This is a genomic window from Actinoplanes sp. NPDC049118 (genome assembly GCF_040648555.1).
GTDB lineage: Bacteria > Actinomycetota > Actinomycetes > Mycobacteriales > Micromonosporaceae > Actinoplanes.
Genome location: NZ_JBEZDY010000018.1, coordinates 115,456 through 141,723, shown reverse-complemented (window position 1 = coordinate 141,723; position 26,268 = coordinate 115,456). Strand labels below are relative to the sequence as shown.

At 73.6% G+C, this 26,268-nt stretch carries 24 protein-coding genes; 11 read left to right on the top strand and 13 right to left on the bottom strand.

All coding sequences use genetic code 11. The annotated features are described in order from the left end of the window. Positions 1-214: 214 nt before the first annotated feature. Positions 215-1,144 (bottom strand): diacylglycerol kinase family protein, encoded by a 930-nt coding sequence (locus AB0B58_RS27395; protein ID WP_360229318.1) that lies wholly within the window; start codon positions 1,142-1,144, stop codon positions 215-217. A 72-nt stretch (positions 1,145-1,216) separates the two neighbouring features. Between AB0B58_RS27395 and AB0B58_RS27390 the strand changes: the two genes are divergently transcribed. Both AB0B58_RS27390 and AB0B58_RS27385 read left to right on the top strand, forming a co-directional pair. Further along, complete coding sequence (locus tag AB0B58_RS27390) at positions 1,217-1,780, top strand: RNA polymerase sigma factor (RefSeq protein WP_360229316.1); 564 nt, start codon at positions 1,217-1,219, stop codon at positions 1,778-1,780. 82 nt (positions 1,781-1,862) lie between these two features. Further along, positions 1,863-2,402 (top strand): hypothetical protein, encoded by a 540-nt coding sequence (locus tag AB0B58_RS27385; RefSeq protein ID WP_360229314.1) that lies wholly within the window; start codon positions 1,863-1,865, stop codon positions 2,400-2,402. A gap of 4 nt (positions 2,403-2,406) precedes the next feature. Here the strand turns inward: AB0B58_RS27385 and AB0B58_RS27380 are convergent, their stop codons facing one another. Next, positions 2,407-3,771 carry a serine/threonine-protein kinase gene (locus tag AB0B58_RS27380; protein ID WP_360229312.1) on the bottom strand — a complete coding sequence of 455 codons (1,365 nt, stop codon included), beginning with the start codon at positions 3,769-3,771 and terminating at the stop codon, positions 2,407-2,409. 671 nt (positions 3,772-4,442) lie between these two features. On the opposite strand from AB0B58_RS27380, the gene AB0B58_RS27375 reads away from it, so the two are divergent. Continuing rightward, entirely contained in the window at positions 4,443-4,886 is a 444-nt protein-coding gene (locus AB0B58_RS27375) for a hypothetical protein (RefSeq protein WP_360229310.1), read from the top strand. A 101-nt stretch (positions 4,887-4,987) separates the two neighbouring features. After that, entirely contained in the window at positions 4,988-6,502 is a 1,515-nt protein-coding gene (locus AB0B58_RS27370; protein WP_360229308.1) for a glycosylase, read from the top strand. Here AB0B58_RS27370 and AB0B58_RS27365 read toward each other — a convergent pair. Together AB0B58_RS27365 and AB0B58_RS27360 are read right to left on the bottom strand one after the other, a co-directional pair. After that, positions 6,486-7,580: a Gfo/Idh/MocA family oxidoreductase gene (locus AB0B58_RS27365; protein WP_360229306.1), complete on the bottom strand. Its 1,095-nt coding sequence runs from the start codon at positions 7,578-7,580 to the stop codon at positions 6,486-6,488. The genes AB0B58_RS27370 and AB0B58_RS27365 overlap by 17 nt on opposite strands. After that, positions 7,565-8,266 carry a ThuA domain-containing protein gene (locus tag AB0B58_RS27360; RefSeq protein ID WP_360229304.1) on the bottom strand — a complete coding sequence of 234 codons (702 nt, stop codon included), beginning with the start codon at positions 8,264-8,266 and terminating at the stop codon, positions 7,565-7,567. Before AB0B58_RS27360 ends, AB0B58_RS27365 begins: the two co-directional genes overlap by 16 nt. A gap of 103 nt (positions 8,267-8,369) precedes the next feature. Between AB0B58_RS27360 and AB0B58_RS27355 the strand changes: the two genes are divergently transcribed. Beyond that, positions 8,370-9,827, top strand: coding sequence for a gamma-glutamyltransferase (locus AB0B58_RS27355; protein WP_360229302.1), 1,458 nt, complete (start codon positions 8,370-8,372; stop codon positions 9,825-9,827). A 3-nt stretch (positions 9,828-9,830) separates the two neighbouring features. On the opposite strand, the gene AB0B58_RS27350 is transcribed toward AB0B58_RS27355, so the two are convergent. Then, a complete protein-coding gene (locus tag AB0B58_RS27350; protein WP_360229300.1) occupies positions 9,831-10,517 on the bottom strand; it encodes a helix-turn-helix domain-containing protein in 687 nt (228 codons plus the stop codon). A gap of 100 nt (positions 10,518-10,617) precedes the next feature. Between AB0B58_RS27350 and AB0B58_RS27345 the strand changes: the two genes are divergently transcribed. The 3 genes from AB0B58_RS27345 (at position 10,618) to AB0B58_RS27335 (ending at position 15,286) form a co-directional block, all read left to right on the top strand. After that, positions 10,618-12,204, top strand: a complete 1,587-nt coding sequence (locus AB0B58_RS27345) for an MFS transporter (protein ID WP_360229298.1) — start codon at positions 10,618-10,620, stop codon at positions 12,202-12,204. 286 nt (positions 12,205-12,490) lie between these two features. Next, on the top strand, positions 12,491-13,132 hold the full coding sequence (locus AB0B58_RS27340; RefSeq protein ID WP_360229296.1) for a cyclodehydratase: 642 nt from the start codon (positions 12,491-12,493) through the stop codon (positions 13,130-13,132). Between the two features lie 108 nt (positions 13,133-13,240). Further along, on the top strand, positions 13,241-15,286 hold the full coding sequence (locus AB0B58_RS27335) for a hypothetical protein (RefSeq protein ID WP_360229294.1): 2,046 nt from the start codon (positions 13,241-13,243) through the stop codon (positions 15,284-15,286). Between the two features lie 109 nt (positions 15,287-15,395). On the opposite strand, the gene AB0B58_RS27330 is transcribed toward AB0B58_RS27335, so the two are convergent. The 5 genes from AB0B58_RS27330 to AB0B58_RS27310 all read right to left on the bottom strand — a co-directional run bounded on the left by AB0B58_RS27330 (position 15,396) and on the right by AB0B58_RS27310 (position 20,297). Then, positions 15,396-15,854: a DUF6069 family protein gene (locus AB0B58_RS27330; protein WP_360229292.1), complete on the bottom strand. Its 459-nt coding sequence runs from the start codon at positions 15,852-15,854 to the stop codon at positions 15,396-15,398. 4 nt (positions 15,855-15,858) lie between these two features. Next, positions 15,859-16,872 carry an RNA polymerase subunit sigma-70 gene (locus AB0B58_RS27325; protein WP_360229290.1) on the bottom strand — a complete coding sequence of 338 codons (1,014 nt, stop codon included), beginning with the start codon at positions 16,870-16,872 and terminating at the stop codon, positions 15,859-15,861. Between the two features lie 94 nt (positions 16,873-16,966). Next, positions 16,967-18,211 (bottom strand): dihydrolipoamide acetyltransferase family protein, encoded by a 1,245-nt coding sequence (locus AB0B58_RS27320; RefSeq protein WP_360229288.1) that lies wholly within the window; start codon positions 18,209-18,211, stop codon positions 16,967-16,969. Beyond that, the gene (locus AB0B58_RS27315) at positions 18,208-19,179 is read right to left on the bottom strand and encodes an alpha-ketoacid dehydrogenase subunit beta (RefSeq protein WP_360229395.1); all 972 of its coding nucleotides are present in this window, start codon (positions 19,177-19,179) and stop codon (positions 18,208-18,210) included. The genes AB0B58_RS27320 and AB0B58_RS27315 overlap by 4 nt, the downstream gene beginning before the upstream one ends. A 26-nt stretch (positions 19,180-19,205) precedes the next feature. Then, on the bottom strand, positions 19,206-20,297 hold the full coding sequence (locus AB0B58_RS27310) for a thiamine pyrophosphate-dependent dehydrogenase E1 component subunit alpha (protein ID WP_360229286.1): 1,092 nt from the start codon (positions 20,295-20,297) through the stop codon (positions 19,206-19,208). 131 nt (positions 20,298-20,428) lie between these two features. Between AB0B58_RS27310 and AB0B58_RS27305 the strand changes: the two genes are divergently transcribed. After that, positions 20,429-20,887: an Lrp/AsnC family transcriptional regulator gene (locus AB0B58_RS27305; protein WP_360229284.1), complete on the top strand. Its 459-nt coding sequence runs from the start codon at positions 20,429-20,431 to the stop codon at positions 20,885-20,887. 4 nt (positions 20,888-20,891) lie between these two features. Here AB0B58_RS27305 and AB0B58_RS27300 read toward each other — a convergent pair whose 3' ends face one another. After that, positions 20,892-22,328, bottom strand: coding sequence for an aldehyde dehydrogenase family protein (locus tag AB0B58_RS27300; RefSeq protein ID WP_360229282.1), 1,437 nt, complete (start codon positions 22,326-22,328; stop codon positions 20,892-20,894). Between the two features lie 43 nt (positions 22,329-22,371). After that, on the bottom strand, positions 22,372-23,370 hold the full coding sequence (gene ppk2, locus AB0B58_RS27295) for a polyphosphate kinase 2 (RefSeq protein WP_360229280.1): 999 nt from the start codon (positions 23,368-23,370) through the stop codon (positions 22,372-22,374). A gap of 272 nt (positions 23,371-23,642) precedes the next feature. Between ppk2 and AB0B58_RS27290 the strand changes: the two genes are divergently transcribed. Both AB0B58_RS27290 and AB0B58_RS27285 read left to right on the top strand, forming a co-directional pair. Beyond that, the gene (locus AB0B58_RS27290) at positions 23,643-25,538 is read left to right on the top strand and encodes a glycoside hydrolase family 15 protein (RefSeq protein WP_360229278.1); all 1,896 of its coding nucleotides are present in this window, start codon (positions 23,643-23,645) and stop codon (positions 25,536-25,538) included. 67 nt (positions 25,539-25,605) lie between these two features. Then, positions 25,606-25,866 carry a hypothetical protein gene (locus tag AB0B58_RS27285; RefSeq protein ID WP_184995105.1) on the top strand — a complete coding sequence of 87 codons (261 nt, stop codon included), beginning with the start codon at positions 25,606-25,608 and terminating at the stop codon, positions 25,864-25,866. A 4-nt stretch (positions 25,867-25,870) separates the two neighbouring features. Here AB0B58_RS27285 and AB0B58_RS27280 read toward each other — a convergent pair whose 3' ends face one another. Continuing rightward, positions 25,871-26,158: an amphi-Trp domain-containing protein gene (locus tag AB0B58_RS27280; protein WP_360229393.1), complete on the bottom strand. Its 288-nt coding sequence runs from the start codon at positions 26,156-26,158 to the stop codon at positions 25,871-25,873. Positions 26,159-26,268: the final 110 nt, after the last annotated feature.

Below are 26,268 nucleotides of genomic sequence, written 5' to 3'. Positions count from 1 at the left end.
GACACCTCCGTCCACCGCCCCCGGCGCGGGAGCTATAGATGAAGGTCTATCTGTTTCGGCCAGTTGTCAACCGTGTTGCCCGTTTCGGCGGGCGGCCGGAAAGTAAGGCGCCGCTGCGAATTCCACGGGGGAAGAACTCGCAACGGCGTTGCAGGGACCATAGTCGATATCTCGCGGAACGTCCACGCCGGGGTGCCCCGGAGAGGCCGCGCGCTCAGCGATCCGGGGTGCCGGCCGGCGCCATCACCCGCAGCGCGTTGGCGTCGAGGCCGATCCGCAGGGGTGTCGAGCCGCGCGGCTCGCCGTCGATCTCGACCTGGGCCGGGCGGTCGGTCTCCAGCCACAGCTCGCCGACCGCGAGGAACGGCTCGTCGCACAGGGTGCGACGGTCGCCGCTCGACGCGTTGCGGGCGGTCTCCCGGAGCAGGGTGCGCCGGGCCGGGCCGCCCACCGGGTACGCGACCAGCAGCTGGTCGTCCGCGTGCGCGTCCGCCGTGATCGGGCGGCCGGCGTGGAAGCCGCCGTTGGCGACGTACAGCTGATGGGTCACGAACTCGTGCTCGCGCCCGGCGGCGCGGACGACGGCGCGCAGCGGGCGGTGCCGGGCCAGCAGCGCCAGCGCGGTGATCGGGTACGCCAGCCGGCCGGTGATCCGCTTCAGCGGCGGCGGCGCCTTGCGCATCACCTCGGCGGACAGGCCGACGCCGACGTGGTTGGTGAAGTGCAGGTCGCCGGCGATCCCCAGGTCGACGTCGACCACCTTGCCGTCCACCAGCGTCGCGACGGCGGCGCCGAGGTCGAGCGGGACGCCGACCGTGCGCGCGAAGTTGTTGGTGGTGCCCAGCGGCAGCAGCCCCATCGCGATGTCGCGGTGCGCGAGCACCCGCGCGGCCGTGCTGATCGTGCCGTCTCCCCCGCCGACGACGACGAGGTCCGCGCCCAGGCCGGCCGCCGTCGCCAGGGTCTGCTCCAGCTCGCCGGGCCGGTCGACCGGGTACGCCCCCAGCAGGGTGAAGCCGGCCGCGACGAGCGCGGCCTCGGCGGTGTCGTAGAGCCTGCGCCCGCGGCGGGCGTGTGCGTTGACCACCAGCACCGCGCGCCGCGCGCCCCGGATGTCGTCGCTGAGCTGCCGCTTGGTTCGCATCGCCGCAGACCCTATCGAACTTGGCATGCGCCGGTACCCCCGCGTGACGGCGGGTGGCCGCATGATCTGCGCATGGAGACCCCGAGCAGGATGACCGTCGCGGCGGACCTGGACGCGCTGGTCCGGTCCGCGTCCGCGGGCGACGGCCGCGCGCTGAACGACCTGCTGACGATGCTGCGCCCGGAGGCGCTGCGGCTGTGCGCGCGCTTCCTGCCGCATCGCGAGGACGCCGAGGAGGCGTGCCAGGACACCCTGCTGGCGGTGGCCCGCGGCATCGGCCGGTTCGACGGGCGCTCGTCGTTCCGCACCTGGTTCTACCGGATCGCCGCCAACCGGTCCCGGTCGACCTACCAGAGCCTGCGGCGCCGGTTCGTCGCCGAGGCGGCCGGGGTGCCGCTGCCGGAGCGGCCGGATCCCCGGCGCACCAGCGTCGTCGCCGGCACCCGGCTCGACCTGCTGGACGCCCTGGAGGCCCTGGCACCGGAGTACGCCGAGGCGCTCGTGCTGCGCGACGTCCTCGACCTGGGCTACGGCGAGATCGCCGCGCTGCTCGAGGTGCCGGACGGCACCGTCAAGTCGCGCATCCACCAGGCCCGGCGCCAGGTGCGGCGGCGGCTGGACGAGGGGGAAAGATGACCTTGGCGGAGCGGCGAACAAACGGGACGGCCGGCGGGACCAATCCCCCGAGGAGCCGGCACGTCAACGAAGGGGACCCGACATGCGTACCACCGGAGTTCATCGCCGCGCGGCGATCGGCGCACTCGCCCTGACGGTCGTGGCACACCTCGCCGGCTGCGGTGGCGAGGCGCTGTCACCGTTGCCGGGCCAGGCCGCCGCCCCGCCGCCCTCCGCGTCGGCGGCCGGGGTGCCGGCGCCGAGCACCGAGGCCTCGGCGACCGCGGGATCCCCGCCCAGGACGACCGGGGCCGCCACGACCAGGCCGGCGCGGACCAGGAGCAGAACCGCAGAACCGGAGCCGGAGGACCCCTCCGAGAACTGCCTCGGCGCCGTGCGCTACCGGATCGACCTGCAGAGCACCGAGATCGAGATGATCAGGTCGATGTGCTTCCACACCGGCGGAACGCTCCGGCTGCAGAGCATCGGACCCGGGCTGGTGACCGCGACACCGGAGGACCTGGTGGACCCGAGATACGAGGCCGGGGTGCAGGACCTGCGCTTCCTGCGGGCCGGCACGGTCACCGTGACCATCCCGCAGGACGAGCGGACGTACACGATCACGGTCGTGGTGGTCGACTGAGACCTCAGCGCACCCGCACGCCGGCGAGCAGAGTGTCCACGAAGGCCGGCGCGCTGCCCCGCGGCGGCGCCACCTGGACGTACACCAGCACGGTGTCGCCGGGGCGGGTGCCGACCGCCTCCACCACCTCAGCGCGCCCGTCCGGGCAGGCACGGAACCCGGCGATGAACCAGTCCAGTCCGGCCTGCCGGCTGGTCCGCACCGGCATGGTGGCGCAGCCCGCGTTCGGGCGCCCGGCGACGAACCGCTCCGGGGTGGTCTCGGCGGCACCGTCGCGCGACAGCCAGGCGAACGCACCGGGCACCGCGGTGTCGCGGGTCCAGCGCGCGGGATCCGGCGAGACGACAAGCGCCGGTCCCGGCCGCGTCCAGTGTCCCGATCTCGCGGCCCACCCCGCGGGTATCCGCAGGGAGAGCTGGCCCGCGGCATCGACGACCGCGCCCGGGCGCGGCGGGAGCCGGGCACCGATCGAGTCCGACGCCGCGGCCGCGATGACGCACACGGTCGCCAGCCCCATCGCCGTGCGGCCGGCGGCCATGGCGAGCGGGCCGGCCCGGGACCGGCCCGCGGTGGCGCGGTCCAGCGCCGCGCCGAGCTCGGCCGCGTCCGGGTAGCGGTTCGCGGGCCGGCGCGCCGTCGCCGTGCGCAGCACCTCGGCGACCTTCGGCGGTACGCCGTCGCGCAGCCGGACCGCCTCGCCGGGCCGGTGACCGCCCGGCACCGCCAGGAGCCGCATCCCGAGCCGGCCGAGCCCGTAGACGTCGGCGCGCCGGTCGACGATCGCGAGCGGGTCGTCCTGTTCCGGCGCCATGTAGCCGGGCGTGCCGGCGCGCGCGGTCAGGCCGGACGCCGCGGCGAGCGCCTTGGCCAGCCCGAGATCGGCGATGACGACCCGGTCGGCGGCGGCCGGGTGCGGGTGCGCGTGCGTGCCGGGCCGCGCCGCGAACAGCACGTTGCCCGGCGTGAGGTCGCGGTGGACGATGCCGTGCTCGTGCAGGACGGCGACGCCCGCGCAGATCTCCCGCAGCAGCGCGACGGCCGGCCGGGCCGGCAGCGGGTCGCCGGCGAGCCGTTCGTGCAGGCTACCGCCCTCGGCCCAGGCCATCACCAGGTACGGCCGGCCGTCGGGCAGCTCGCCGAGCGCGTGCACCCGCACGACGCGGTCGTCGTTCAGCCGCCAGAGCAGCCGGGCCTCGTCCAGGAACCGCTCCCGGACCCGCAGGTCGTGGCTCCAGTTCTCGGCCAGCACCTTGATCGCGACGTGTGCGCCGAGGGCCGCGTCGTGCCCCAGCCAGACCGTCGCGAAGGAACCGACACCGAGCAGTCGTTCGATGCGGTACGACCCGATCCGCGCCGGCGAGGTCACCACCGCCCGAGCCTATCCGGGCGGCGCACCGTGCCGGGTTCCGCGGGAACGCCGGGCCGTCACCCGTACGCGGGAATGACCCGCCGCCGGTAGAAAATCTATGTGGCGGTTCCTGGATTTTCTTACCTAGGGAAGTTAGCGTTTCTCCTATCGAACAAGGAAGATCGAGACGCGGACGCGGTGCCCGGCCGTGCGGTCACGACGGGCACCAACTGGAGTCGAGCAGGGGCCCACGCCCCCGAGGGTTCCGCCCGGCTCCGCGCACCAGCCGCACGTGATGGGGCCAGGAAAGCGGTGGAGGGCTCCGTCACCGGCGCAAGGGGGAACATCCCGGAGAAGATGAACCGAGGAAAGGGAGGGCCGTACACCGTTGGATCGCCCGCCATCGACTCGTCTGAGGTCGGGCGGACACCGCAGTATCCATCGAACGAGAGGTGGTCTCCGGTCACGCATGAGCGATCCCCGCATCCGCTGCCGTCACAGGCGGCCGGTGCGGATACGACAACCCGACGCGACTGTCGGTAAATGGTGTTTCAGACCCGATGATCCCGGGCCCCGGCGCTGGCGCCGGGGCCCTCGACCGTGCCGGAACGCGGAGCACAGGCACTTCGCGGCCGGGTGCCGGTAGGATTCCGGTGGTCGTCACCGGACAACGTCGACAGAGGCGAACGATCATGGCCGAGTCAACGAGGCGCAGCGGATCCGACGTCGCGGCGCTGCGGGCCGAGGCACAGCAGTTGCGGGCCACGCACCGCGCGCTCAGCGCCGCGATCGAGATCTGGGCCGCGGCCAGGGCGGCGTCGACGAAGGCCGCCCTCTGCGCACAGCGCGCCGCACACGACGCCGAGCGCCTAGCCTGGGACCGGTGGTCGGCCCTGCGCGAGGCGCGCCGCGCCGACCCCGCCGACCTGCGGCTCGTCGCGGAGGCCGACCAGGCCCATGCCGCGCACGAGGCGGCGCGGGAGGCCTCCGACGCCGCGGCCCGCGAGGCCGCCGCCGTAGCGCAGGCGGCCCTGGAGGAGTCCGCGCGCGACAGCGCGCGGCTGCGCGAGCTCGGCGCCCGGTGCCGCGCGGCGGCCCGCCCCACGACGCGGCCGTCGCCGCGCGCGGACGTCTGAAAGCGCCGTCGGACGGCGGGGCCGCTGGGTACGGTGGACACGCCTGCCGCAGCAACACCGGGCCGGTCCATGTACCACGATCGACCATTGGAAGGCCGGCCATGGTGCCCAGTCCCGGTTCTCAGCGTCCGGCTGCCCCGCTCGCGGAACGGCAGAGCCTGACGCTGACCCCCGATCCGGGCCGGGTCATCGTCAAGCTGTTCGTACCCGGCGAGGACGCCGCCGTGGTACGCACCCGCGCGCACGCCCTCATCGACCGCATCGCCGACCTGCCCGGCGACGAGGTCGAACGGTTGCTCGACGAGACCGTCGCGGAGTTCGCGGGGCGCCACCGCGACCTGGCGGGCACCTTCCTGCACCACTTCGAGCTGGTCCGGCACCGTGCGGACCGGGCCGACGACCTGTCGCCGAACCACCGGCTGCTGGTCGGCGCCTACTTCACCCACGAGTACGCCGTCGAGGCCGCCGCCCTGTGCAACCCGTCCATCGTCGCGCACCCCGACCAGTCCGGCCTCGGCGCCGGGCAGCTGCGCGCCGCCGTCAGCGTCCGGCAGATCGGCGAGGGGCACCTGTCGTCGATCGGCTTCGTCACCGCCGTACTGGGCCCGGGCACCGAGCTGGCGGTCGCCGAGCGGACCGGGCCGCTGTTCGCCGGCGACCGGGCGGAGGCCCGCCACCGGCGGGACCTGCTCGCGGCGGGCATGGTCGACGCGGGCTGGGACAACGAGGTGTCGGCGGCCCTGCTCAGCTCGCTGCCCGAGCACTTCGACGACGTCACCTTCGAGGACGTCATCGGCGAGCTGCCGAGCGACCTGCACAGCCGCGAGAACGCCATGGAGACCCTGGAACAGCTGCGCCGCATGAATGCCGGCAGCTACGCTGCCGCCTTCCCCGCGGACACCCTGCTGCACCAGCGGGTGCTCTGGCCGGCCAACGCGATGGAGAGCCGCGGCATGGAGGACGCCCGCTTCGTACGGTTCGTCGGCGAGGACGGCGTGCCGGTCTACCAGGCCACCTACACCGCGTACGACGGGCGGGCCATCGCCACCAGGACGCTCTGCACCGCGGACCTGCGGCACTTCCAGATCGCGCCCATGCGCGGCCCCGGCGCGCGCAACAAGGGCGTCGCCCTGTTCCCCCGCATGGTCGCCGGCCGGCGGCTCGCCCTGTGCCGCACCGACGGCGAGACCATCGGCCTGACCGTCCTCGATTCGGACGCCCGCTGGCGGGCGCCCGTGCCGCTGCACGGTCCGCGCCGCGGCTGGGAGCTGACCCAGACCGGCAACTGCGGCTCGCCCATCGAGACCGATGCCGGCTGGCTGGTGCTCACCCACGGCGTCGGCACGATGCGCCGCTACGTGATCAGCGCGATCCTGCTCGACCTGCACCACCCCGAGCGCGTCATCGCCGAGCTCGCCGACCCGCTGCTCGCGCCCGGCGGCAACGAGCGCGAGGGCTACGTGCCCAACGTCATGTACTCCTGCGGCGCGCTGATCCACGCCGGCCTGCTCTGGCTGCCGTACGGCGCCGGCGACGCCCGGGTCGGCTTCGCCACCACCGGCGTCGACGCCCTGCTCGACGCGATGACGCCGGTGGAGCTCAGGCCAGCTCGATGACGCCGTCGATGCGTTCCGGCCGGCGGCAGGTCGTGGTCACCGCGACCGAGCTGCCGCTGCGCGCGCTCGCCTGCATCGACTCCATGACGTCGAGGACGTGCAGCGCGACGTCGACGCCGGTGCGGTGCGAGCGGTCCTCCGCCAGGGCGTCGTGCAGGTCGAGGAGCCCGACGCCGCGGCCCGCGCCGGCGTAGCCCGCGCTGGGTTCCAGGGTGGTCCAGCTCTCCGCGGCGGCGGGGTGCAGCCGCACGTCGCCGGCGAAGCGGTTGGGATCCGGCACGGACAGTGAGCCCGCCGAGCCGTAGACCTCGATGAACGGCAGGCGGGTCGCCCAGATGTCGAAACTCATGATCATCGTGGTCAGGGCGCCGCCCTCGTGCTCCAGCAGTCCGGTCACGTGGCTGTCGACGTCGACCGGGAACGACGTGCCGGCGCGCGGGCCGTCGGCGATGGTCCGTTCGTTGCGCGGCCGCGACGACATGCCCGCGACGCGGCGGACGGGCCCGAGCAGGTGCACCAGCGTGGTCAGGTAGTAGGGGCCCATGTCCAGCAGCGGCCCGCCGCCCCGCTGGTAGTAGAACTCCGGGTCCGGGTGCCACCGCTCGTGGCCCGGCACGGTCATGAAGGCCGTCGCGGCGAGGGCGGCACCGATCGCGCCGGATTCCAGGGCCGCCCGCGCCGTCTGCACGCCGGTGCCCAGCACGGTGTCGGGTGCGCACGCGGCACGCACCCCGGCGGCGGCCGCCGCGTCGGCGATGGCCCTTCCGTCGGTGCTCTCCGCGGCCAGCGGCTTCTCTCCGTACACGTGCTTGCCGGCCGAGATCGCCGCGAGCGCCACGGCCGCGTGCCCGGCCGGTGTGGTCAGGTTCAGGACGACGTCGACGTCCTCGGCCGCGAGCAGCTCCGGCAGGTCCATCACCCGGGCGCCGGGGTGCTGACCGGCCAGCCCGTGCGCCCGCTGCGGGTCCAGGTCCGCCACCGCGGTCACCGCCAGCTCGGGAAGCCGGGAGATCGTCGCGCCGTACTGACCGCTGATCTTGCCGGCGCCCACGACGCCGACCCTCAACGCGCCGCCCACAGCAGGCCCCTCTCGACGATCGTCCGGACGTTCGGGTCGCGCAGTACCTCGACCTTGTGGCCGGGCGTCGCGACGAAGACCCGGCCCCGGCCCCACCGGCGGGTCCAGATCGCCGGCGCGGTGACCGGCCGGTTCCAGGCCGCCCACGGGCGCACGGCGGTGGTCGTGGTGGCCAGGACGTCGACGTAGTCGTCCGTGAGTACCCAGTACTGCTCGGTCTCGAGGTCGAAGTCGGCGATCCCCGCGGTGATCGGATGCTCCGCGGCCGCCAGCGTCATCGTGATCCGGTGCGCGACGTAGTTGTCGGACTGTTCGTCCGTCCGTTCGCCGGGCCCGCGGCGCGCGGCGTGCGCGACGAACTGCCCGCCGACGAGCCGCAGGTAGTCCGCGCTGGCGCGGTAGGAGTCGACGATCCCGCCATGCCAGCCGGCCAGGCCGGTCCCGGCCTCGACCGCGGCCGTCAGGCCGGCGATCTCCGCCGGCGCGATCGTCGACATGGTCACGCACTGCACGACCAGGTCGACGCCGCCCATGAGACCGGGATCGGCGTACGGCGCTGGCGAGTCCGCCACCCGCACGGCGAAACCCCGCTCGCGCAGGTACGGAATGAACAGCTCGGTGGCCTCGACCGGCTCATGGCCGTCCCAGCCTCCACGTACGACCAGCGCCTGGCGTTCGAGTGTCATCCGCTCCCCTTCGACCGAGGTGCACCGCGATGACGGTCATCCTGGCAGCCCGGCCAGGTCACGCACAGCTGACCGTTCAGCTCCCGCCCGGTACGGTCGCGGTGTGTACGACATCGCGCTGGCCGCACCGCATCCGGCGGCCGTCGAGGCCGGCCGGGCGGCGGCGGCCGCCGGTGGCAACGCGCTCGATGCCGCGCTGGCCGCGGCCGCCGCCCTGACCGTCGTCTACCCGCATCAGTGCTCGATCGGCGGCGACCTCACCGCCGTCGTCCGGCCTGCCGGCGGCCGGCCCCGGGCGGTGCTGTCGCTCGGCGCGGCGGCCGCCGCGACCGACGTGGACGCCCTGCGCGCGGGCGGGCGCACCCGGATGCCGGCGAGCGGCCCGCTGACGGTGACCGTGCCAGGCGTGGTGGCGGGCTGGGCCGCGGTGGCCGCGCTCGGGGCCCGGCTCGGCTGGGCCGACCGGCTCGGCCCGGCCATCGCGCTCGCCCGCGACGGCGCGCCGGTCAGCGCCGGGCTGGCGCGGGCGATCCGGGGCTGCCGCGCCGCCATCCGCGCCGATCCGGGTCTCTCGGCCGTGCTCGGCGCCGCGCGGGAGGGCGACCTGCTGAGGCAGCCGGCGCTGGCCGCCTCGTTGCGGGCGCTGGCCGGCGACTGGCAGACCTTCTACCGGGGTCCGCTGGGGCACCGCCTGGCGGCCGGCCTGCGGCGGCTCGGCAGCCCGCTGTCCGTGGCGGACCTCGCCGCGCACCGCGCCGAGACCACCGCGCCGTTGACCGCGCACGCGCACGGCGCCGACTGGTCCGCGCCTCCCCCGCCCAGCCAGGGCGCGACGTTCCTGGCCGTCGTCGGATCCGAGCGGCCGCTGGCCGACGCGCAGCGCGCCCGGCTGGCCCGCGACGCGCTGCTCGGTGACCCGCGTACCGGCCCGGTCGATCTCCCCGGACTGCTGCTGCGCGGCGACCGGCCGGTGTACCCGGCCGGCTCCGGGCCGCGCCCCACCGGCGACACGGTGGCGGTCACCGCCGTCGGCGCGGACGGCACCGCGGTTTCGCTGATCCAGAGCGTGTTCCAGAGCTTCGGCGCCGGGCTGCTCGAGCCGGACACCGGCGTCGTGCTGCACAGCCGCGGCTCGATGTTCAGCCTCGACCCGGCGCACCCCGGCCGCCTCGCGGCCGGCGCGCGGCCACCGCACACCCTGTGCCCCACGGTGGCCGTCACCGGCGACACCGTGCTCGCGCTCGGCTGCCAGGGCGGCCGTTCCCAGCCGTGGATCCTGGCCCAGGTCGCCGCGGACGCGCTGGCCGCGGCGGACCCGGCCGCCGTCGTGGGCCGGCCGCGCTGGATCATCGACGGCTACGAGCGGCCGGTCCTGGTACTGGAGCCGGGCGTGCCCGGCGCCGACGGCCTCGCCGCCGTCGCGGCCTCGCTCGGACTGGCGGTCGCCACCACCGCGGCGCCGCACGACGGGGCCGGTCACGTCCAGCTGGCCCGGCTGCGGGGCGGCGCGCTCGCCGCGGGCAGCGACCCGCGTGCCGACGGGGTCGCGGCGGTCCTCTGAGGTCTATCCGCCCTGGTCGACGTGGCGTGGCTCGTGGTTCGGCAGCCACCGGGCGACGATGGCGTGCACGTCCTCCAGGGTCAACGGCGCGCCGAGGTCGCCGGTCGAGGGTGCGGCGCGCAGTCCGTCGAGCAGCAGCTGCCGGTAGCGGACATAGGTGTCCGGCCGGAACTGTTCGCTGTGATGCGCGACCTCGCTGATCATCATCAGGAGCAGCGGGATGTCGTGCACGTCGAAGTCGGCGCGCAGCGTCCCCTCGGCCTGCGCGCGCTCGACGAGCCGCCGGACCGGCGGCGCCATCCGCTCACTGACGCGGGCCCGGCGCGGGGGTCCGAGCGCGACGTCGCGCAGCCCGCGGTCGGCGGCGTGCAGGTCGGTGATGCGGCACAGGAGCATGGTCAGGCCCTCCCACGCCGTCGGCGCCAGCAGGGCCGTCTCGGCGAGCCCGGCCAGCTCCTCGAGCCGGTCCTCGAGCGCCACCTCGACAAGCGCCTCCTTCGTCGGGAAGCGGCGGTACACGGTGCCGATGCCGACGCCGGCGCGGTGGGCCACGTCGTCGAGCGTCGCGGCGAGGCCGCGGAGCGCGAACACCTCGCGGGCCGCCTCGATGATGCGCGTGCGGTTGAGCTCCGCATCGCGGCGCAGCGGCCGGGGCGCGCCGGGCGTGACCTGACCTTCCGTAACGGCCATGTGACCAAGCGTAACAAATGGAGACAACTCCTCAGCTTCGTTGCCGCCGGCCCGATACGGAGCAGGCACCTCAACTTGACCGCCGCCGCGAAGGGCCAGGATGACGACGACCACCGAACGACCGAGGTCCGCCGGCAAGGCCAAACGACCCAGGTCCGGCGGCAAGTCCAAACGACCCGCCTCCACCGCCAAGACCCGACGGCCCAGGCCCACCGCCAAGCCGGCCGTCGCGCCCGCGACGCCGGACCGGCACGCGGGTCGCTGGTGGGCGCTCGTGGTGCTGGCCATGGCGCAGCTGATGGTGGTCCTCGACGCCACGATCGTGAACATCGCCCTGCCCACCGCCCAGCGCGACCTCGGCTTCTCCGACTCCGGCCGGCAGTGGGTGGTCACCGGCTACGCGCTGGCCTTCGGCAGCCTGCTGCTGCTCGGCGGACGCCTGTCGGACTCGCTCGGCCGCAAGAAGATGTTCGTCATCGGCCTCGTCGGCTTCGCCGTCGCGTCGGCGCTGGGCGGCGCCGCGCAGGGCATCGAACTGCTGATCGCCGCCCGGGTCCTGCAGGGCGCGTTCGGTGCCGCGCTCGCGCCGGCGGCGCTGTCCCTGCTGTCGACGACGTTCACCGATCCGGCCGAACGCGGCAAGGCCTTCGGCATCTTCGGCGCCATCTCCGGCGCCGGCGGCGCCGTCGGCCTGCTGCTCGGCGGCGTACTCACCGAGTACGCCTCCTGGCGCTGGTGCCTGTACGTCAACCTGATCATCGCCGCGGCGGCGGTGGTCGGCGCGACGCTGAAGCTGCACGACGAGCCCGTCCGGGCCCGCGCCCGCCTCGACCTGCCCGGCGTCCTCACCTCCGTCGGCGGCCTGGTCGCGCTGGTCTACGGACTCGGCAACGCCGAGACCGACGGCTGGAGCGACCCGGCGACCTACGGCTTCATCTGCGCCGGCGTCGCCCTGCTCATCGCGTTCGTCGTGATCGAACGCCGCGTCGCCAACCCGCTGCTGCCGCTGCGGGTCGTGCTCGACCGCAACCGCGGCGGCGCCTACGCCGCGCTCGCCGTCGCCGGCGCCGCCATGTTCGGCGTGATGCTGTTCCTCACCTTCTACCTGACCAACACCCTCGGCTTCACCCCGGTGCAGACCGGGCTCGCCTTCCTGCCCATGCTCGGCGGCGTCATGCTGACGGCGACCACCGTCGGGTCCACGCTCACCCCGCGCATCGGCCCGCGCCCGCTGGTGCCGATCGGCGCGCTCGCCGCGGCCGCCGCCATGCTCTACCTGACCCGCCTCGGCCTGGACTCCAGCTACGCCACCGGCGTGCTGCCCGGCCTGATCCTCATGGGCCTGGGCATGGGCCTGATCTTCGCGCCCACCCAGAACACGGCCACCTCCGGCGTGCGGCACCAGGACGCCGGCGTCGCCTCGGCGATGATCAACACCGCGTCGCAGATCGGCGGCTCCGTCGGCACCGCGCTGCTCAGCTCGTTCGCCGCCACCGCCGCCGCCGACTACCTGGCCGGCCGGACCCCCGGCCCGCAGACGGCGGCGCTGGCCGCGATGGACAGCTACCACACCGTCTTCTGGTGGTCGGCCGGACTCTTCGTCGTCTGCGCCGTCGTCTCCGGGCTGCTGCTCCGCACCGGCCCGCTCGCCGTCGACCCGGACGCCGCGCCCGTCATCGCACACTGAACGACGGCTCCACCGAGTCCGCCCCGCCCTCGCCGGCGGGGCGGACTCCGCCGTTCCCGGGCCCCACTCCGCAACGACTCGGCGACCTCGACCGCGGGGTCCACCGCAAGCGTCACAGAGCGACCGGCGCCCCGTCGTCATGGCCGGGCGGCCGCCGTCACCGATGCCGGTAGGTTCACATGGTGGCAAAACATGAACAATTTTCGTTCATTTACTTGTATCGATCTGGAGGGCTGCTGATGATGCCCGGGAGGGCTCCCCCGAGCCCTTCGACAAGGAGGTCGCCATGACCCACGCGCTCCGTATCCCTCTCGCCGCCGGCGTGCTCGGCATGGTCGCGGTTCTGAGCCTCGGTTCTCCCGCCGTCGCCGCGCCGACACCTGTGACCTGGGACTGCCAGGCGCGGCCACCGATCGGCGGTCCGCAACAGCTGAGCCTGGACACGCCCATCACCGGCTCCGCCCCCGAGAGCGTCCCGATCGGATCCGACTTCGAGATCGTGGCCGAGCCCCAACCCCTGACGATCCCGTCGTCGACCGGCGGGTACACAGTTCGGCACATCAAGAACCTGAAGGTCAGCACACCCGTACCGGCCGGTGCCGCCTTCCGCGGCGTGACGCTCACCGGCGGATCGAACCTCGGTACGGGTGTCCCGACGGCGTCCGAGAGCGCGGGGATGGTGACCGTCACCGTGCCGGGACCGCTCGCCGGCGGATCCACCGTCCAGCTTCCTCGGATCCACCTCGCCGTGACGGCCACCGCGCCGGCCGGGAGCGCGATCGTCTCCACCCTGGCCGGCACCTCCTACACCGATCCGGGCCTGACCTTCACCGCGAACGTCAGGGTCCTGTTCACCTCGATCGACGTACCCACGAGCTGCTTCACGAGCCCCAGCCCCGCGCTGACCAGCACCGTCGTCACCGCCTGACACCACTCAGACCGGAACGCCGGTGGCCGGACGTGGCTCGATGCGAGCGCATCAGCCGCCGTGCCCGCCTGGTAGATCAATGAAGATCGATCCGAGGACAGGTGCCACATGCCACTGCCATCCCTCATCCGGCGGGCGCTCCCCGCCGCCTGCGTCTCCCTCCTGCTCGTCACCGCGTCCCCCACCGCCGCGGCGGCCGCCACGGCGTGGAGCCCGGCCTACGAACTCGACGACGCCTGCGTGACCCTGCAGGCCTTCCACGGCTCCAGCTCGCTCGGCTACCTCAAACGCGCGGGACTCGGCTACGGCTTCACCGGCAACCGGTCCGCGGCCGAGCCCTTCCGGTTCGACGCCACCGCGCTAGGCCGGTACACCGTGCGCGACTCCACCAGCGCCTTCGCCTACCAGAGCGTCATCGGGTTCGTCCTGGCCGGCAGCAGGTACGGCGGCCGCGCGGACTGGACCGTGGGCTCCGCCGACAGCCGGTACCGGCTGGTCTCCACCGCCACCGGCCAGCAGCTCGGTTCCTTCCTGGGCAGCGTCGGCGCCGGCTCGGCGACCCTCGCCGCCGGCCCCGCCGACGGCTGCTCGGCGGTACGCGACATCGAGACCGCGGTCACCGGTACGGCCGCACCCGGCGTCGACGCCGACGGGCGGCTCGTCGGCTGGATCGACGCGCACGCGCACCCGACCTCCGCGGCCGCGTTCGGCGGCGAACTGCGCTGCGGCGAGGTCGTCGCGCCCGGTGGTGTCGAGGTCGCGCTCGGGGGGTGCCCCTCGCACGGCGCCTTCGGCGTCGGCGCGTTCTTCGAGGCGTTCGTCGGCGGCACCGACCCGTTCAACGCGGCTCCGGACGGCTGGCCGAGCTTCGGCGGCTGGCCGCAGCGCGACACCCTGCTGCACGAGCAGGCGTACTTCCGCAGCATCGAGCGGGCCTGGCGCTCCGGCGAGCGGGTGCTCAACGCGCTGCTGGTGGCGAACCGGGTGATCTGCGGGCTCTATCCGCTGCGCAGCACGCCCTGTGACGAGACCGCGCAGATCCGGATCCAGGTCGAGTACCTCAGGTCCATCCAGGACTACGTGGACGCGCAGAGCGGCGGGCCGGGCCGCGGCTGGTTCCGGCTGGCCGCCACACCGGCCGAGGTCCGGCAGATCGCGGCGCAGGGCAAGCTCGCCGTCACCATCGGGGTGGAGAGCTCGGAACTGTTCGGCTGCCGGGAGGTCCGGGGCGTGCCGCAGTGCACCACCGCCGACATCGACGCGGGCCTCGAGGAGCTGCGGGCGGTGGGGGTGAGCGGGCTCTACCCGGTGCACAAGTTCGACAACGCGTTCGGCGGCACCCGCTTCGACTCCGGGCTCAACGCCGCGGCCGTCAACATCGGCAACCTCATCTCCACCGGACACTGGTGGACCGCCACCTCCTGCACCGGACCCGCCGACAACACCCAGCCCCTGGTCAGCGACGACATCGCGAGACTGCTGTCGCTCGGCGGGCTGAACCTGCCCGCGGGCACGATCGCACCCGTCTACCCGAGCGGGCCGATCTGCAACACCCGGGGCCTGACGCCGCTGGGCACGTACCTGATCAACCGGATGATGGACCTCGGCATGGTCATCCACATCGACCACATGGGAATACGGACCGCGACAGACGTCCTGGACCTCGCCGAACGGGCCGGGTACCCGGCCGTGGTCTCGGTGCACAGCTGGTCCGACCAGACGGTCGTGAACCGGATCCTGGGCCTCGGCGGTTTCGCCGCCGGCTACGCGGGCCCGGTGCCGGGCTTCGTCGGCGAGTGGCGGGCCAACCGGGCGCTCGCCAACGGTGACCGGATCGACGGCTACGGCGTCGGCAGCGACGTCAACGGCCTCGGCCAGCAGGCGGCACCGCGCCCGGACGCCGGGGCGAACCCCCTGCGTTACCCGTTCACCGCGCCCAACGGCACCACCGTCGCGAGGCACGTCATGGGTGGCCGGACCTTCGACCTCAACACCGACGGCGTCGCGCAGTACGGCCTCTACGCCGACTGGGTCACCGACATGATCCAGCAGGCGGGATCCGACGCGCCCCTGCTGCGCCGGGACCTGATGAACGGCGCCGAGGCGTACACCGCGATGTGGGAGAGGGCCGGAACCGTCCGGTCACCGGGGTGACGATGCGGTAGGTGTCAGGGCCCGGCTGCGAGCGGGTCCTGGCGCGGCTTGAGCCGGACATCGACCCGAGGGGTCGGATCCCGGCTCAAGCCGCCGCGCGGGAGCCGGATCAGCGTTCGGTCCGGGTGCGCAGGCTCCGCGCCAGGGTGGGGATCATTACCGTCGCGGGGACGAGGTGTAACACCAGGAGGGCAGTGGTGGTGGCGGTGTCCGCCCCGGCGAGCAGGGGCGGCACCAGCGAGATCACGGTCAGCGACACCGCCGTCCACACCCATCGCCCGGCGGGGCGGGCGCTCCAGCGAAGCAGAGCGGCGGCGATGACGACGCCCACGATCGAGAAGAAGCCGGTCACCACGGCGAACCCGGACAACGGGATCGTCTCGCCGCCGTCGGGAACCTCGAAGTCGACGCCGGCGGCCCGGGCCAGCGCGGCGGCCAGGGTGGTGGCCACCATCGCCGCGAGCGTGGCGACGAGGCCGGAGCCGGCGAGCCCGCGGAGCCGGTGAGGGTAGCCGGTGCGGCCCGATGCCGGGCCCGCGGCGACACCGGTGTCACTCATGCTGTTCATGTCGTTACTCCGTGCCGTCCGCCGGCAGGCGCTCCGGCAGCCCGAGGCGGGGGAACCGGTCGTCGTGGAACGTGACGATCTCGGCGATCGCCCCGCCGGTGACGCGCAGGACGTCGATCGTCAGCGGCAGGTACGCGCCCTCCTGCTCGCGCCAGAGGTAGAAGGCGACGGCGGGCTGCCGGTTCACGCGGGTGGGAACCGCGCGCAGGCGCCCAAGGTCCTCGAAGCCGTCCCCGACCCAGTCGTGCACCACCGCGTCGCGGCCGACGTGCAGGCCCGGCGTGGGCGGCATCGAGCAGCGGACGTCGTCCCGCAGCAGGGCGGCGAGCCCGTCGAGGTCCTTGTCCACGCAGGCGTCGGTGAAGCGGCGCACCAGCTCGCGCGTCCCGGCGTCCCCCTCCCCGCCGGTCCAGTCCTGACGCTCGGCGGGCAGGTGCTCCCGCATGCCGGCGCGGGCCCGCTGCAGCGCGCTGTTCACGGAGTTGACGGAGTCACCGAGGAGCTCCGCGACGTCCCTCGCCGGCCAGCCGAGCACGTCCCGCAGGATCAGCACGGCCCGCGGGCGCGGCGCGAGGTGCTGGACCGCGACCAGGTACGCCAGCTCGATCGTCTCCCGCGCGACGGCGACGGTCTCCGGCGCGTCCGCGTCGCCCGCGGGCAGCTCGTCGAGCAGCCGGTCCGGGTACGGCTGCAGCCACAGCACCTCGCCGCCGGTCGCGGGCTCCGGGCGGCGCTTGGCGAGCAGGTCCAGGCAGGCGTTGGTGGCGATCCGGTACAGCCAGGCCCGGAACGTCGACCGGCCCTCGAAGGTCTCCCGCCGCCGCCAGGCACGCAGGAACGTCTCCTGCACGGTGTCCTCGGCGTCCTCGAACGACCCGAGCATCCGGTAGCAGTGCACGTGCAGCTCCCGCCGGTGCCGCCGTGCCAGCCCCGAGAACGCCGGCTCGTCGACCTCGCCCAGCCCGCTTGCGCCCAGACCTCCCACGCCCAGCTCCTCCAGCCGCGTATCCGCACCCATCACGTCATCCTTCCGCCCTCGTCATGTCCCGCCGTAGGTGTGACGGGTACGGGCGCGAGAACTCATCAGGACGGCGGCCGGGTGGGCCGGGGCGTCAGAGTCTGGCGATGGCGGACGCCGGGTCCTCGATCGCGTCCGCGACGCTGCGCATGAAGCCGGCCGCCGTGCCGCCGTCGCACACGCGGTGGTCGAAGACGAAGCTCATCTGCGTGATCTTCCGGACGCACAGCTCGCCGTCCACGACCCAGGGCCGGTCCATGATCCGGCCGAAGCCCAGGATCGCCACCTGCGGGTGGTTGATGATCGCGGCGCTGCCGTCGACCCGGAAGCCGCCGTAGTTGTTGAGCGTGAACGTACCCGCCGCCAGCTCCCGCGCCGTGGCACGGCCCTCGCGCGCGGCGGCCGTCACCCGCCGGATCTCCTCGTCGAGGCGCGCGGTCGTCATCGCCTCGGCGCCGATGACCGCGGGCACGACCAGCCCGCGCTCGCCCTGCACGGCGACGCCGAGGTTGATCCCGTCGTACTCGACGATCTCCTGCCGCTCGGTGTCCACGCGGGCGTTGAGCATCGGGTACTGCCGCAGGCCCGCGACCACGAAGCGGGCGATGTACGCCAGCAGCCCGGGTCCGGGGGTGCTCTCGCGCAGCTGCCAGAGCCGGGTGGCGTCGACGTCGACCCACACGGTCGCCTCGGGGATCTCGGCACGGCTGCGCGTCAGCGCCGCCGAGACCGCCCTGCGGAAGCCGCTGAGGGGTACCCGCCGCTCCCCCGGCGCCGCCGCCTCCTCGTGGCGGGGCTGTGCGGGTTCGGTGCGTGACAGCGCCCGCTCGACGTCGGCCCGGACGATGAGGCCGCCGGGCCCGGTCGCCTCGACCGTCCGCAGGTCGAGCCCGCCCTCGCGGGCGAGCCGGCGCACCAGCGGCGAGACCACCAGCGGCGCTCGCGACGGCGCGGCCGCGGGCCGCGCCGGGGCCGGGCCGGAACCCGCCCGCGGGCGGCGGCGCCTCGTCGTGACCGCGCCACCCGAGGTTCCGTAGCCGATCAGGACGTTGCCGGAGCCGGCCTGCTCCTCCTCGCGGTAGGCCTCGGCCTCGGGTACGAGCGCGGTCACCGTGAGCAGGGGCCGGCCGACCTCGAGCGTGACGCCCTCGCCGGCGTGCCGGGTCGCGACCCGGCCGGCGTACGGCGTCGGCACCTCGACCAGCGACTTCGCGGTCTCGACCTCCACAACGGCCTGGTCGACGGCGACGGTGTCGCCCTCGGCGACGAGCCAGCGCACGACCTCCGCCTCGGTGAGCCCCTCGCCGAGGTCGGGCAGCAGGAAGATCTGCTCGGTCATCGGTCCTCCCACTGCAGGTCGTCGACGGCGTCGAGGACGCGGTCCACGCCGGGCAGCTGGAAGTGCTCCAGCTTCGGCGGCGGGTACGGGATGTCGAATCCGGTCACGCGCCGGATCGGCGCGGCGAGGGAGTGGAAACACCGCTCGGTGACCCGGGCGACGATCTCCGAGGACACGCTGGCGAACCCGGACGCCTCCGCGACGACCACGGCGCGGCCGGTGGAGCGCACGGCGGCGCACACGGTCTCGTCGTCGAACGGCACGATCGAGCGCAGGTCGACGACCTGCAGGCTGCGGCCCTCCTGCGCGGCCACCTCGGCGGCCTCGAGCGCGACCGGCACGGACGGGCCGTACGCGATGAGCGTGGCGTCGGTGCCCTCGCGGCGCACGACGGCCCGGCCGATGCCGGGCGCCCGCACGGGCAGCTCCACCTCCTCCTTGCTCCAGTAGAGCTTCTTCGGCTCGAGGAAGATCACGGGGTCGGGCGAGGCGATGGCCTCCCGCAGCAGCGCGTACGCGTCGGCCGGCGTCGCCGGGGCGACCACGTGCAGCCCGGGCGTGTGCGCGTAGTACGCCTCCGACGAGTCGCAGTGGTGCTCGACGCCGCCGATGCCGCCCGCGTACGGCACCCGGATCACCATGGGCAGCGTGACCCGCCCGCGGGTGCGGTTACGCATCTTCGCCACGTGACTGAAGATCTGCTCGAACGCCGGGTAGGCGAACGCGTCGAACTGCATCTCCACGACCGGGCGCATGCCGTTCATCGCCATGCCGATCGCCACGCCGACGATGGCGGACTCGGCGAGGGGCGTGTCGAAGCACCGGTCCTCGCCGAAGTCGGCGGTGAGGCCGTCGGTGATCCGGAAGACGCCGCCGAGCGGGCCGACGTCCTCGCCGAAGGTCACGACCGACGGGTCCTCGGTCATCGCGTCGCGCAGCGCGCGGTTGAGCGCCTGCGCCATCGTCAGCTTCTCGTGGGCGGTGCCGGTCGCGGTCATCGCGGCGCTCCTTCGCGGTCCAGCTCGTCGGCGACCAGGGCGGCCTGCTCCGCCAGCTGCTGGGTGGGTGCTGCGTACACGTGGGCGAACAGCATCGACGGGTCGGGCTCGACGTCGCGGTTGAGGCCGTCGCGAACGTGCTCCGCAACCCGCTCGGCCCGCGCCGCGAAGTCCGCCCGCTGCGCGTCGGTCAGCAGGCCGCGCTCCCGCAGGTGCAGTTCGAGGCGGGTGATGGGGTCGCGCTCGACCCAGGCCGCGACGTCCGCGTCGCTGCGGTAGCGCGTGGCGTCGTCGGCGTTGGTGTGCGCCTGCATCCGGTAGGTGTGCGCCTCGACCAGCTGCGGGCCCTCGCCGGCCCGGGCCCGCGCGACCGCGTCGCCGAGGACGGCGAGCAGCGCGGCCATGTCGTTGCCGTCGACGCGCCGTCCCGGCACGCCGTAGCCGACGCCCTTGTGCGCCAGCGACGGCGCGGCGGACTGGCGGGCGAGCGGGACGCTGATGGCGTACTCGTTGTTCTGCACGAAGAACACGACCGGGGCCCGGAAGACGGCGGCGAAGTTGAGCGCCTCGTGGAAGTCGCCCTCGCTGGTGCCGCCGTCGCCGCACATCGCCATGGCGACGGTCGGCTCGCCCTTGAGCCGCGCGGCGTGCGCGACGCCGACCGCGTGCGGAAGCTGGGTGGCCAGCGGCGTGGCGTGCGGGGCCACCCGGTGCTCGGTCGGGTCGTACCCGCAGTGCCAGTCGCCCTTGAGCAGCGTCAGCGCCTCGACCGGGTCGACGCCCCGGCCCATCGCGGCGACCGTGTCGCGGTAGGTCGGGAAGAGCCAGTCCCCGTCGGCCAGCACCTGCGCGGCGGCGACCTGGCAGGCCTCCTGCCCGTGCGACGAGGGGTACACGGCCAGCCGGCCCTGCCGGACCAGCGCGTACGCCTGGTCGTTGAACCGCCGGGCGGTCACCAGGGCGTCGAAGGCGCGGACCAGGTCCGCGCCGTCCGGGAGGGCGTACCCGGCGGCTTCGGCCGGCCGCCCGTGCGCGTCGATGAGCATGACGGGCTCCGACGGCAAGAGGTGGTGCAGATCACCTGTCATGGAGCCATGGTGATTGTCCGACCAATCGGATGCCATAGGCGCGGAAAAACCGAGAAGATGTATTCAAGAGCCGCCTGATTGCCGACCAGACGTCCAGTCGGAGCGGCGCACGAGCGAGGAGGACGAGACAAGTGGCCAGCCCTCTCGACGAGATCGACCGGCAGATCCTCGCGGAGCTCACCCGCGACGGGCGGATGTCGATGCGCACCCTGGCCGAGCGCCTGCACATCTCCCGGGCCAACGCGTACGCCCGGGTGGAGCGCCTCCGCGCCGCGAACGTGATCAGGGGCTTCCGCGCCGACATCGATCCCGTCGCGGCGGGCCTCGGCACCTCGGCCTACGTCACGGTGAACCTGCAGCAGGCGGAGTGGCGGGTGGTCGGCGAACGGCTGCGGGCGCTGCCCGGCGTCGTGCACATCGCCTGGGTCGGCGGCGAGTTCGACGCGATCCTGCTGGTCCGGGCCCGGGACAACGCCGATCTCGGCCGCCTGGTGCTGAACGTGATCCAGGGCATGCCCGGCGTCGTGAACACGCGCACGCTGCTGGTGTTCGAGGAGGCCGAGTCGCCCGCCGCCGTCTGGGAGCAGTAACGGTTCAGCCGATGATCACCGTCTGCAGCTCGGTGAAGGCCTCCATCGGGTGTGCGCCGCCGACCCGGCCGATCCCGCTGTCGGAGCCGGACCGCCCGCCGAACGGCAGGTGGCTCTCCCAGTAGTTCGTGGACTCGTTGATGTTGACCCAGCCGGTCCGGACGGCGTCCGCGTAGGCGAGCCCGGCGGCCAGGTCGGCGGTGTAGACGGCGGCGAGCAGCCCGTACCGGGAGGCGTTGGTCAGCCGGATCGCCTCGTCCAGCGAGCCGATGCCGACGATCGGCGCGATCGGGCCGAACGTCTCCTCGGTGGCGGCCGCGGCGTCCGCCGGCACGCCGTCGAGGACGGTCGCCGGCCAGTAGAGGTCGGTGGGGAGGCCGGTGGCGCGGGCGCCGCCGGTCAGCACCGTCGCGCCGCGGCGTACCGCGTCGGCGACGTGATCGTCCATCTTGGCCGCGACCGCGGCGTTGTTCAGCGGGCCCATGGTGGTGGCGTCGTCGAGGGGGTCGCCCAGCCGGACCCGTTCCCGCACGGCCCGGGCCAGCCGGCCGGCGAAGTCCTCGCGGACCGCCTCGTGCACCAGCAGCCGCTCGCCGGCGGTGCAGCTCTGGCCGGCGCACAGGAAGCAGGCCAGCAGGGCACCCTCGACCGCCCGGTCCAGGTCGGCGTCGGCCAGCACCACGATCGGGCCGTTGCCGCCCATCTCCAGCAGCGTCGCCTTGCCGGCCGCCGCGGCGGCCACCAGCCGGCCGGTGGCCGTCGAGCCGATGAACGCGACCGCGTCCGTGCCGGGGTTGCGGGCGATCTCGTCACCCACCACCGGACCGGGGCCGGTCACCAGGTTGACCACGCCCGGCGGCAGGTCGGCCTCCGCGAGGCAGCCGGCCAGCGCGACGGCGGAGACCGCCGTCGACGGGGCCGGGGTCCAGACCACCGTGTTGCCGCCGGCCAGCGCCGGCGCGATCAGCTCCGCGGGCATCGTGTACGGCCAGTTCCACGGCGTGATGACGCCGACGACGCCACGCGGGCGGCGGATCAGCAGAGCCCGCTTCCCGGCGCTCGACGAGTTCGGCAGCAGCCCGCCCAGCCGCTTGCCGTCCTCCGCGGCCATCCGCCAGTACGTGACCAGCTCGTCCACCTCGTCGTAGGCCTCCGCGCGCAGCGGCTTGCCCTGGTCGAGGGTGAGCGTCCGGGCCAGGGCGTCCCGGCGGGTCTCGATCACGTCGGCGACCCGGTGCAGCATCGCCGCCCGGTCGAACGCGGACAGCCGCGCCCACCCGTCGGCGGCACGCCGCGCCGCCGCGATCGCCGCGCGGGCGTCCGCACGGTCGCCGTCCGGGACCGTCCCGAGTGGCTCACCGGTCGCCGGGCTGGTCGCGACGGTGGTTGCTGCGGAGCGCGCGGGAATCCAGGCGCCGTCCACGAACATCTGATGCTGCATGGGTCTCCCTGGCAGACGGTGAGTGGATCTCACCTTAGCCAGGTCAGCTGGTGAAGCTGCCGCTGCGGGCGCGCTCGGCCTCCATCAGGGCGATCTCCCGCTCGCCGGAGAGCACGACCCCGCGGTCGGGTTCGAAGTCGAGTTCGGTGCTGCGGCCCTCGTAGTCGACCGCGTTGAGCATGACCTTCATCGCGTTCAGCCGGGCGCGCTGCTTGTCGCCGGATCTGATGATCACCCAGGGCGCGCTCGCGGTGCCGGTCCTCTTGATCATCTCGTACTTGCGGTAGGTGTACTCGTCCCAGCGGTCCTGGGCCTGCGAGTCGATCTCGCTGAACTTCCACTGCCGCAGGGGGTCGGTGTGGCGGCGGGCGAAACGCCGCCGCTGCTCCTCCTTGGTGACGCTGAAGTAGAGCTTCACCAGGATCGTGCCCTGCCGGACCAGGTCCTTCTCGAAGCCGGTCACGCCGCCCATGAAGTGCTGGTACTCCTCCGGCGTGCAGAAGCCGCAGACCGGCTCCACCATGGCGCGGTTGTACCAGCTCCGGTCGAACAGGACGATCTCGCCGCCGGCGGGAAGCTGCGCCGCGTAACGCTGAAAGTACCACTGCGACCGCTGGTCCTCGCTCGGCCGGCCCAGCGCGACCACGCGGTAGTGCTTCTCGTTCATGTAGCGGGTGACCCGGCGGATGGTGCCGCCCTTGCCCGCCGCGTCCCGGCCCTCGAACAGCACGATCATGCGCATCCGGCGCGTCTCGAGGTGCCGCTGCAGCTTCAGGAGCTCGACCTGCCACGGGCGCAGCTCCGCCTCGGCGCGCAGCTTGCGCGCCACCCTCCTGCGGTCGCGCTTGAGCGCCCGGAGCTCCTCCACGGCGGCGTGATAGGCGTCGACCACCTCAGAGACCGGCGTCAGGCGGTCGTCGAGCAGGACGAAGGCGTCGGATTCGGGCGGCAGGCCCGGTTCCGTGTCGAGCGCCCACAGGCTCCCCGCGGTGCTCCCCGCCGGGCTGTCCGTGGCAAGCCGTGGAAGTCCCGCTCCCGTCATCGTCACTCCTCCCCAGGATCGTCCGGCGCCGGTCTCCCGCCACACGGACCCCGTGAGCATCCCCAAACGCGCAGCACGCTCCCTCACCCCGCCCGGATGATCCCGATGGACATCCGCGGCCGGATCTTCAGCGGACCCCTCGGGGGAGACCACCCGTACGGGATGAGGCGCCGCCGCCAGGTGATCCGCGAGGCTGTCATCCCCAATCCTAGGTCAGTCACGACAGATGGAGCCGCTGTGCGCGAACTGGTGGTAAGCAGCGGGGCGGCCTCGTGAGCGCCCCCGGACCACGGGAGCAGAGTGCGGCGGCACCCTCGCCGTTCACCCCGATCGCCGACTATGCGTTCCTCTCCGACTGCCACACCGGTGCCCTGATCGCGCCGGACGGCTCGGTCGGCTGGCTCTGCGTACCGAGCTTCGACTCACCGAGCGTGTTCGGCACCCTGCTCGACCGGCAGGCCGGCTACTTCCGGGTCGGGCCCTTCGGCATCCATCACCCGACCGCCCGGACGTACGAACCCGGCACGAACATCCTCGTCACCACGTGGAAGACGCCCACCGGCTGGATCGAGGTGCGCGACGCCCTGACGATGGGGCCGCACGACGACGAGGACGAGGTGACGCCGCACACCCGCCCGCCGGCCGACGACGACGCCGACCACCTGCTCGTGCGCACCGTCCGCTGCCTCGAGGGCAGCGTCGAGGTCGAGCTGGTCTGCGAACCGGTGTTCGACTACGGGCGGGTGCCGGCCGACTGGACCATGGGCGAGGGCCACCGCCGGCACACCGCCGACGCCACCGGTGCCGGATGCACGATCGGGCTGCAGACCGACCTCTCGCTCGGGCTGGAGGGCGACCGGGCCCGTGCCCGGCACACGCTGACCGTCGGCGAGGAGATCTACTGCTCGCTGTCGTGGGCGGCGGACCGGTCCGCCGTGCCCGACGTCGACGACGCCCGCCGCAGGCTCGCCGCCACCACCCGCTACTGGCGCGCCTGGCTGGACCGGGCCCGCATGCCCGATCATCGCCTGCGCGAGGCGATCCAGCGGTCGGCGCTGGTCATCAAGGGTCTGACCTACATGCCGACCGGCGCCACGGTCGCGGCGCTGACCACGTCGCTGCCCGAGACGCCCGGCGGCGAACGCAACTGGGATTACCGCTACACGTGGATGCGGGACTCGACCTTCACCCTTCAGGCCCTGCACTACCTGAACCTCGACTGGGAAGCCGACGAGTTCATGCAGTTCGTCGCCGACCTCGAGCCCAACGAGGACGGCTCCCTGCAGATCATGTACGGCATCGACGGCCGCCGGGACCTGACCGAGTCCACCCGTGACGACCTGTCCGGCTATGCCGGCGCCCGCCCGGTGCGGATCGGGAACGGCGCCTTCGACCAGCGGCAGAACGACGTCTTCGGTGCGGTCCTGGACTCGATCCTGCTGCACAGCCGCCGCAGCCAGCGCCTGCCGCGCCGGCTGTGGGCCCTCGTCGAGACGCAGGCGCGCTGCGCCGAGGCGGCCTGGCGGGAGCCGGACCAGGGCATCTGGGAGGCACGCGGCGCACCCCAGCACTACGTGTCCTCCAAGCTGATGTGCTGGGTGGCGCTCGACCGGGCCGCCAAGCTCGCCGAGATCCGTTCGGACGCCGGCCTGGCGGCCGGCTGGCGCGCGACGGCCGACGAGATCAAGAAGGACATCCTCACCAACGGCGTCACCGAGGGCGGCGTTCTCCGCCAGCACTACGAGACCGATTCGCTGGACGCCTCCACGCTGCTCGCGGCGATCTTCGGATTCCTGCCGCACGACGATCCGCGCCTGCGCGCCACGGTCGACGCGATCGCCGACGGGCTGACCGAGAACGGTTTCGTGCTGCGGTACCGCACGGGCGAGACCGACGACGGCCTGTCGGGCCGCGAGGGCTCGTTCCTGATCTGTTCCTTCTGGCTGGTCTCCGCGCTGGCGATCGTCCGTGAGGAGCAGCGGGCACGCGATCTGATGGAGCGCCTGTTGCGGATCGCCTCACCCCTGGGGCTGTACGCGGAGGAGTTCGACGTGGCCACCGGCCGCCACCTCGGCAACTTCCCACAGGCCTTCTCCCACCTGGCGTTGATCGAGGCCGCGGCGCGCATCATCGTCCTCGAGTTCCGGCAGGAGTTCGAGTCCTCGTAGCCGGAAATCTCTCACACCATCCGCCCAGGACGATCCCCAGCGATCCGGTCAAGAAGACAGTGGTGAGATGAACCCGCCAGCCGAGCGACCCGCCGTTCCGACGGCGCGAGCGCTGTACCAGCTCAGGGTGTCCGGGTCCATCCCGGCGGACCTGGTTCGCGACCTCGAAGGCGTCAACATGACCGTCGAGCCGGCACAGACCGTCCTCTACGGCACGCTGCCGGACCAGTCAGCCCTGTTCGGGCTGCTGGTCCGCATTCACGATCTCGGACTGCAACTGCTGGAGGTTCGCCGGATCACCGACGAGGACATCGCAGACACGACGTGAGGAGTCAGCCGTCGCCGCCGCGACGGGAGCCCCGGGCCCGCTTCGCCCCGGCCGCAGCGGCGGCGTGCGCCGGTGCGGCGGCCGACCACTTCAGCTCCAGCTCGAGCTCGACCCCGTTGCCGTCGACCTCCAGCTCGAACTCCCAGTCCAGCTCGTCGGCGACCGTGTACCGGATCGAATCGCCGTCGAAGTCAAGCTCCGACACCGGCGCCGCGACGAGCGCGTTCCCCAGGGTGATGAGCCGCTCCCCCGCCTGTTTGCGGGTGAGCCGGACCTTCCTCTTGATCTCCACGTCGGCCAAAGACCCGACCTCTCTGCTCAGCGCCGGACGGGCCCGGCAGCCTCGCCCGCGGATCAGGCCGGGCGAAGCCCCTACCACCTTGCACGGCGACGCCGACGTGG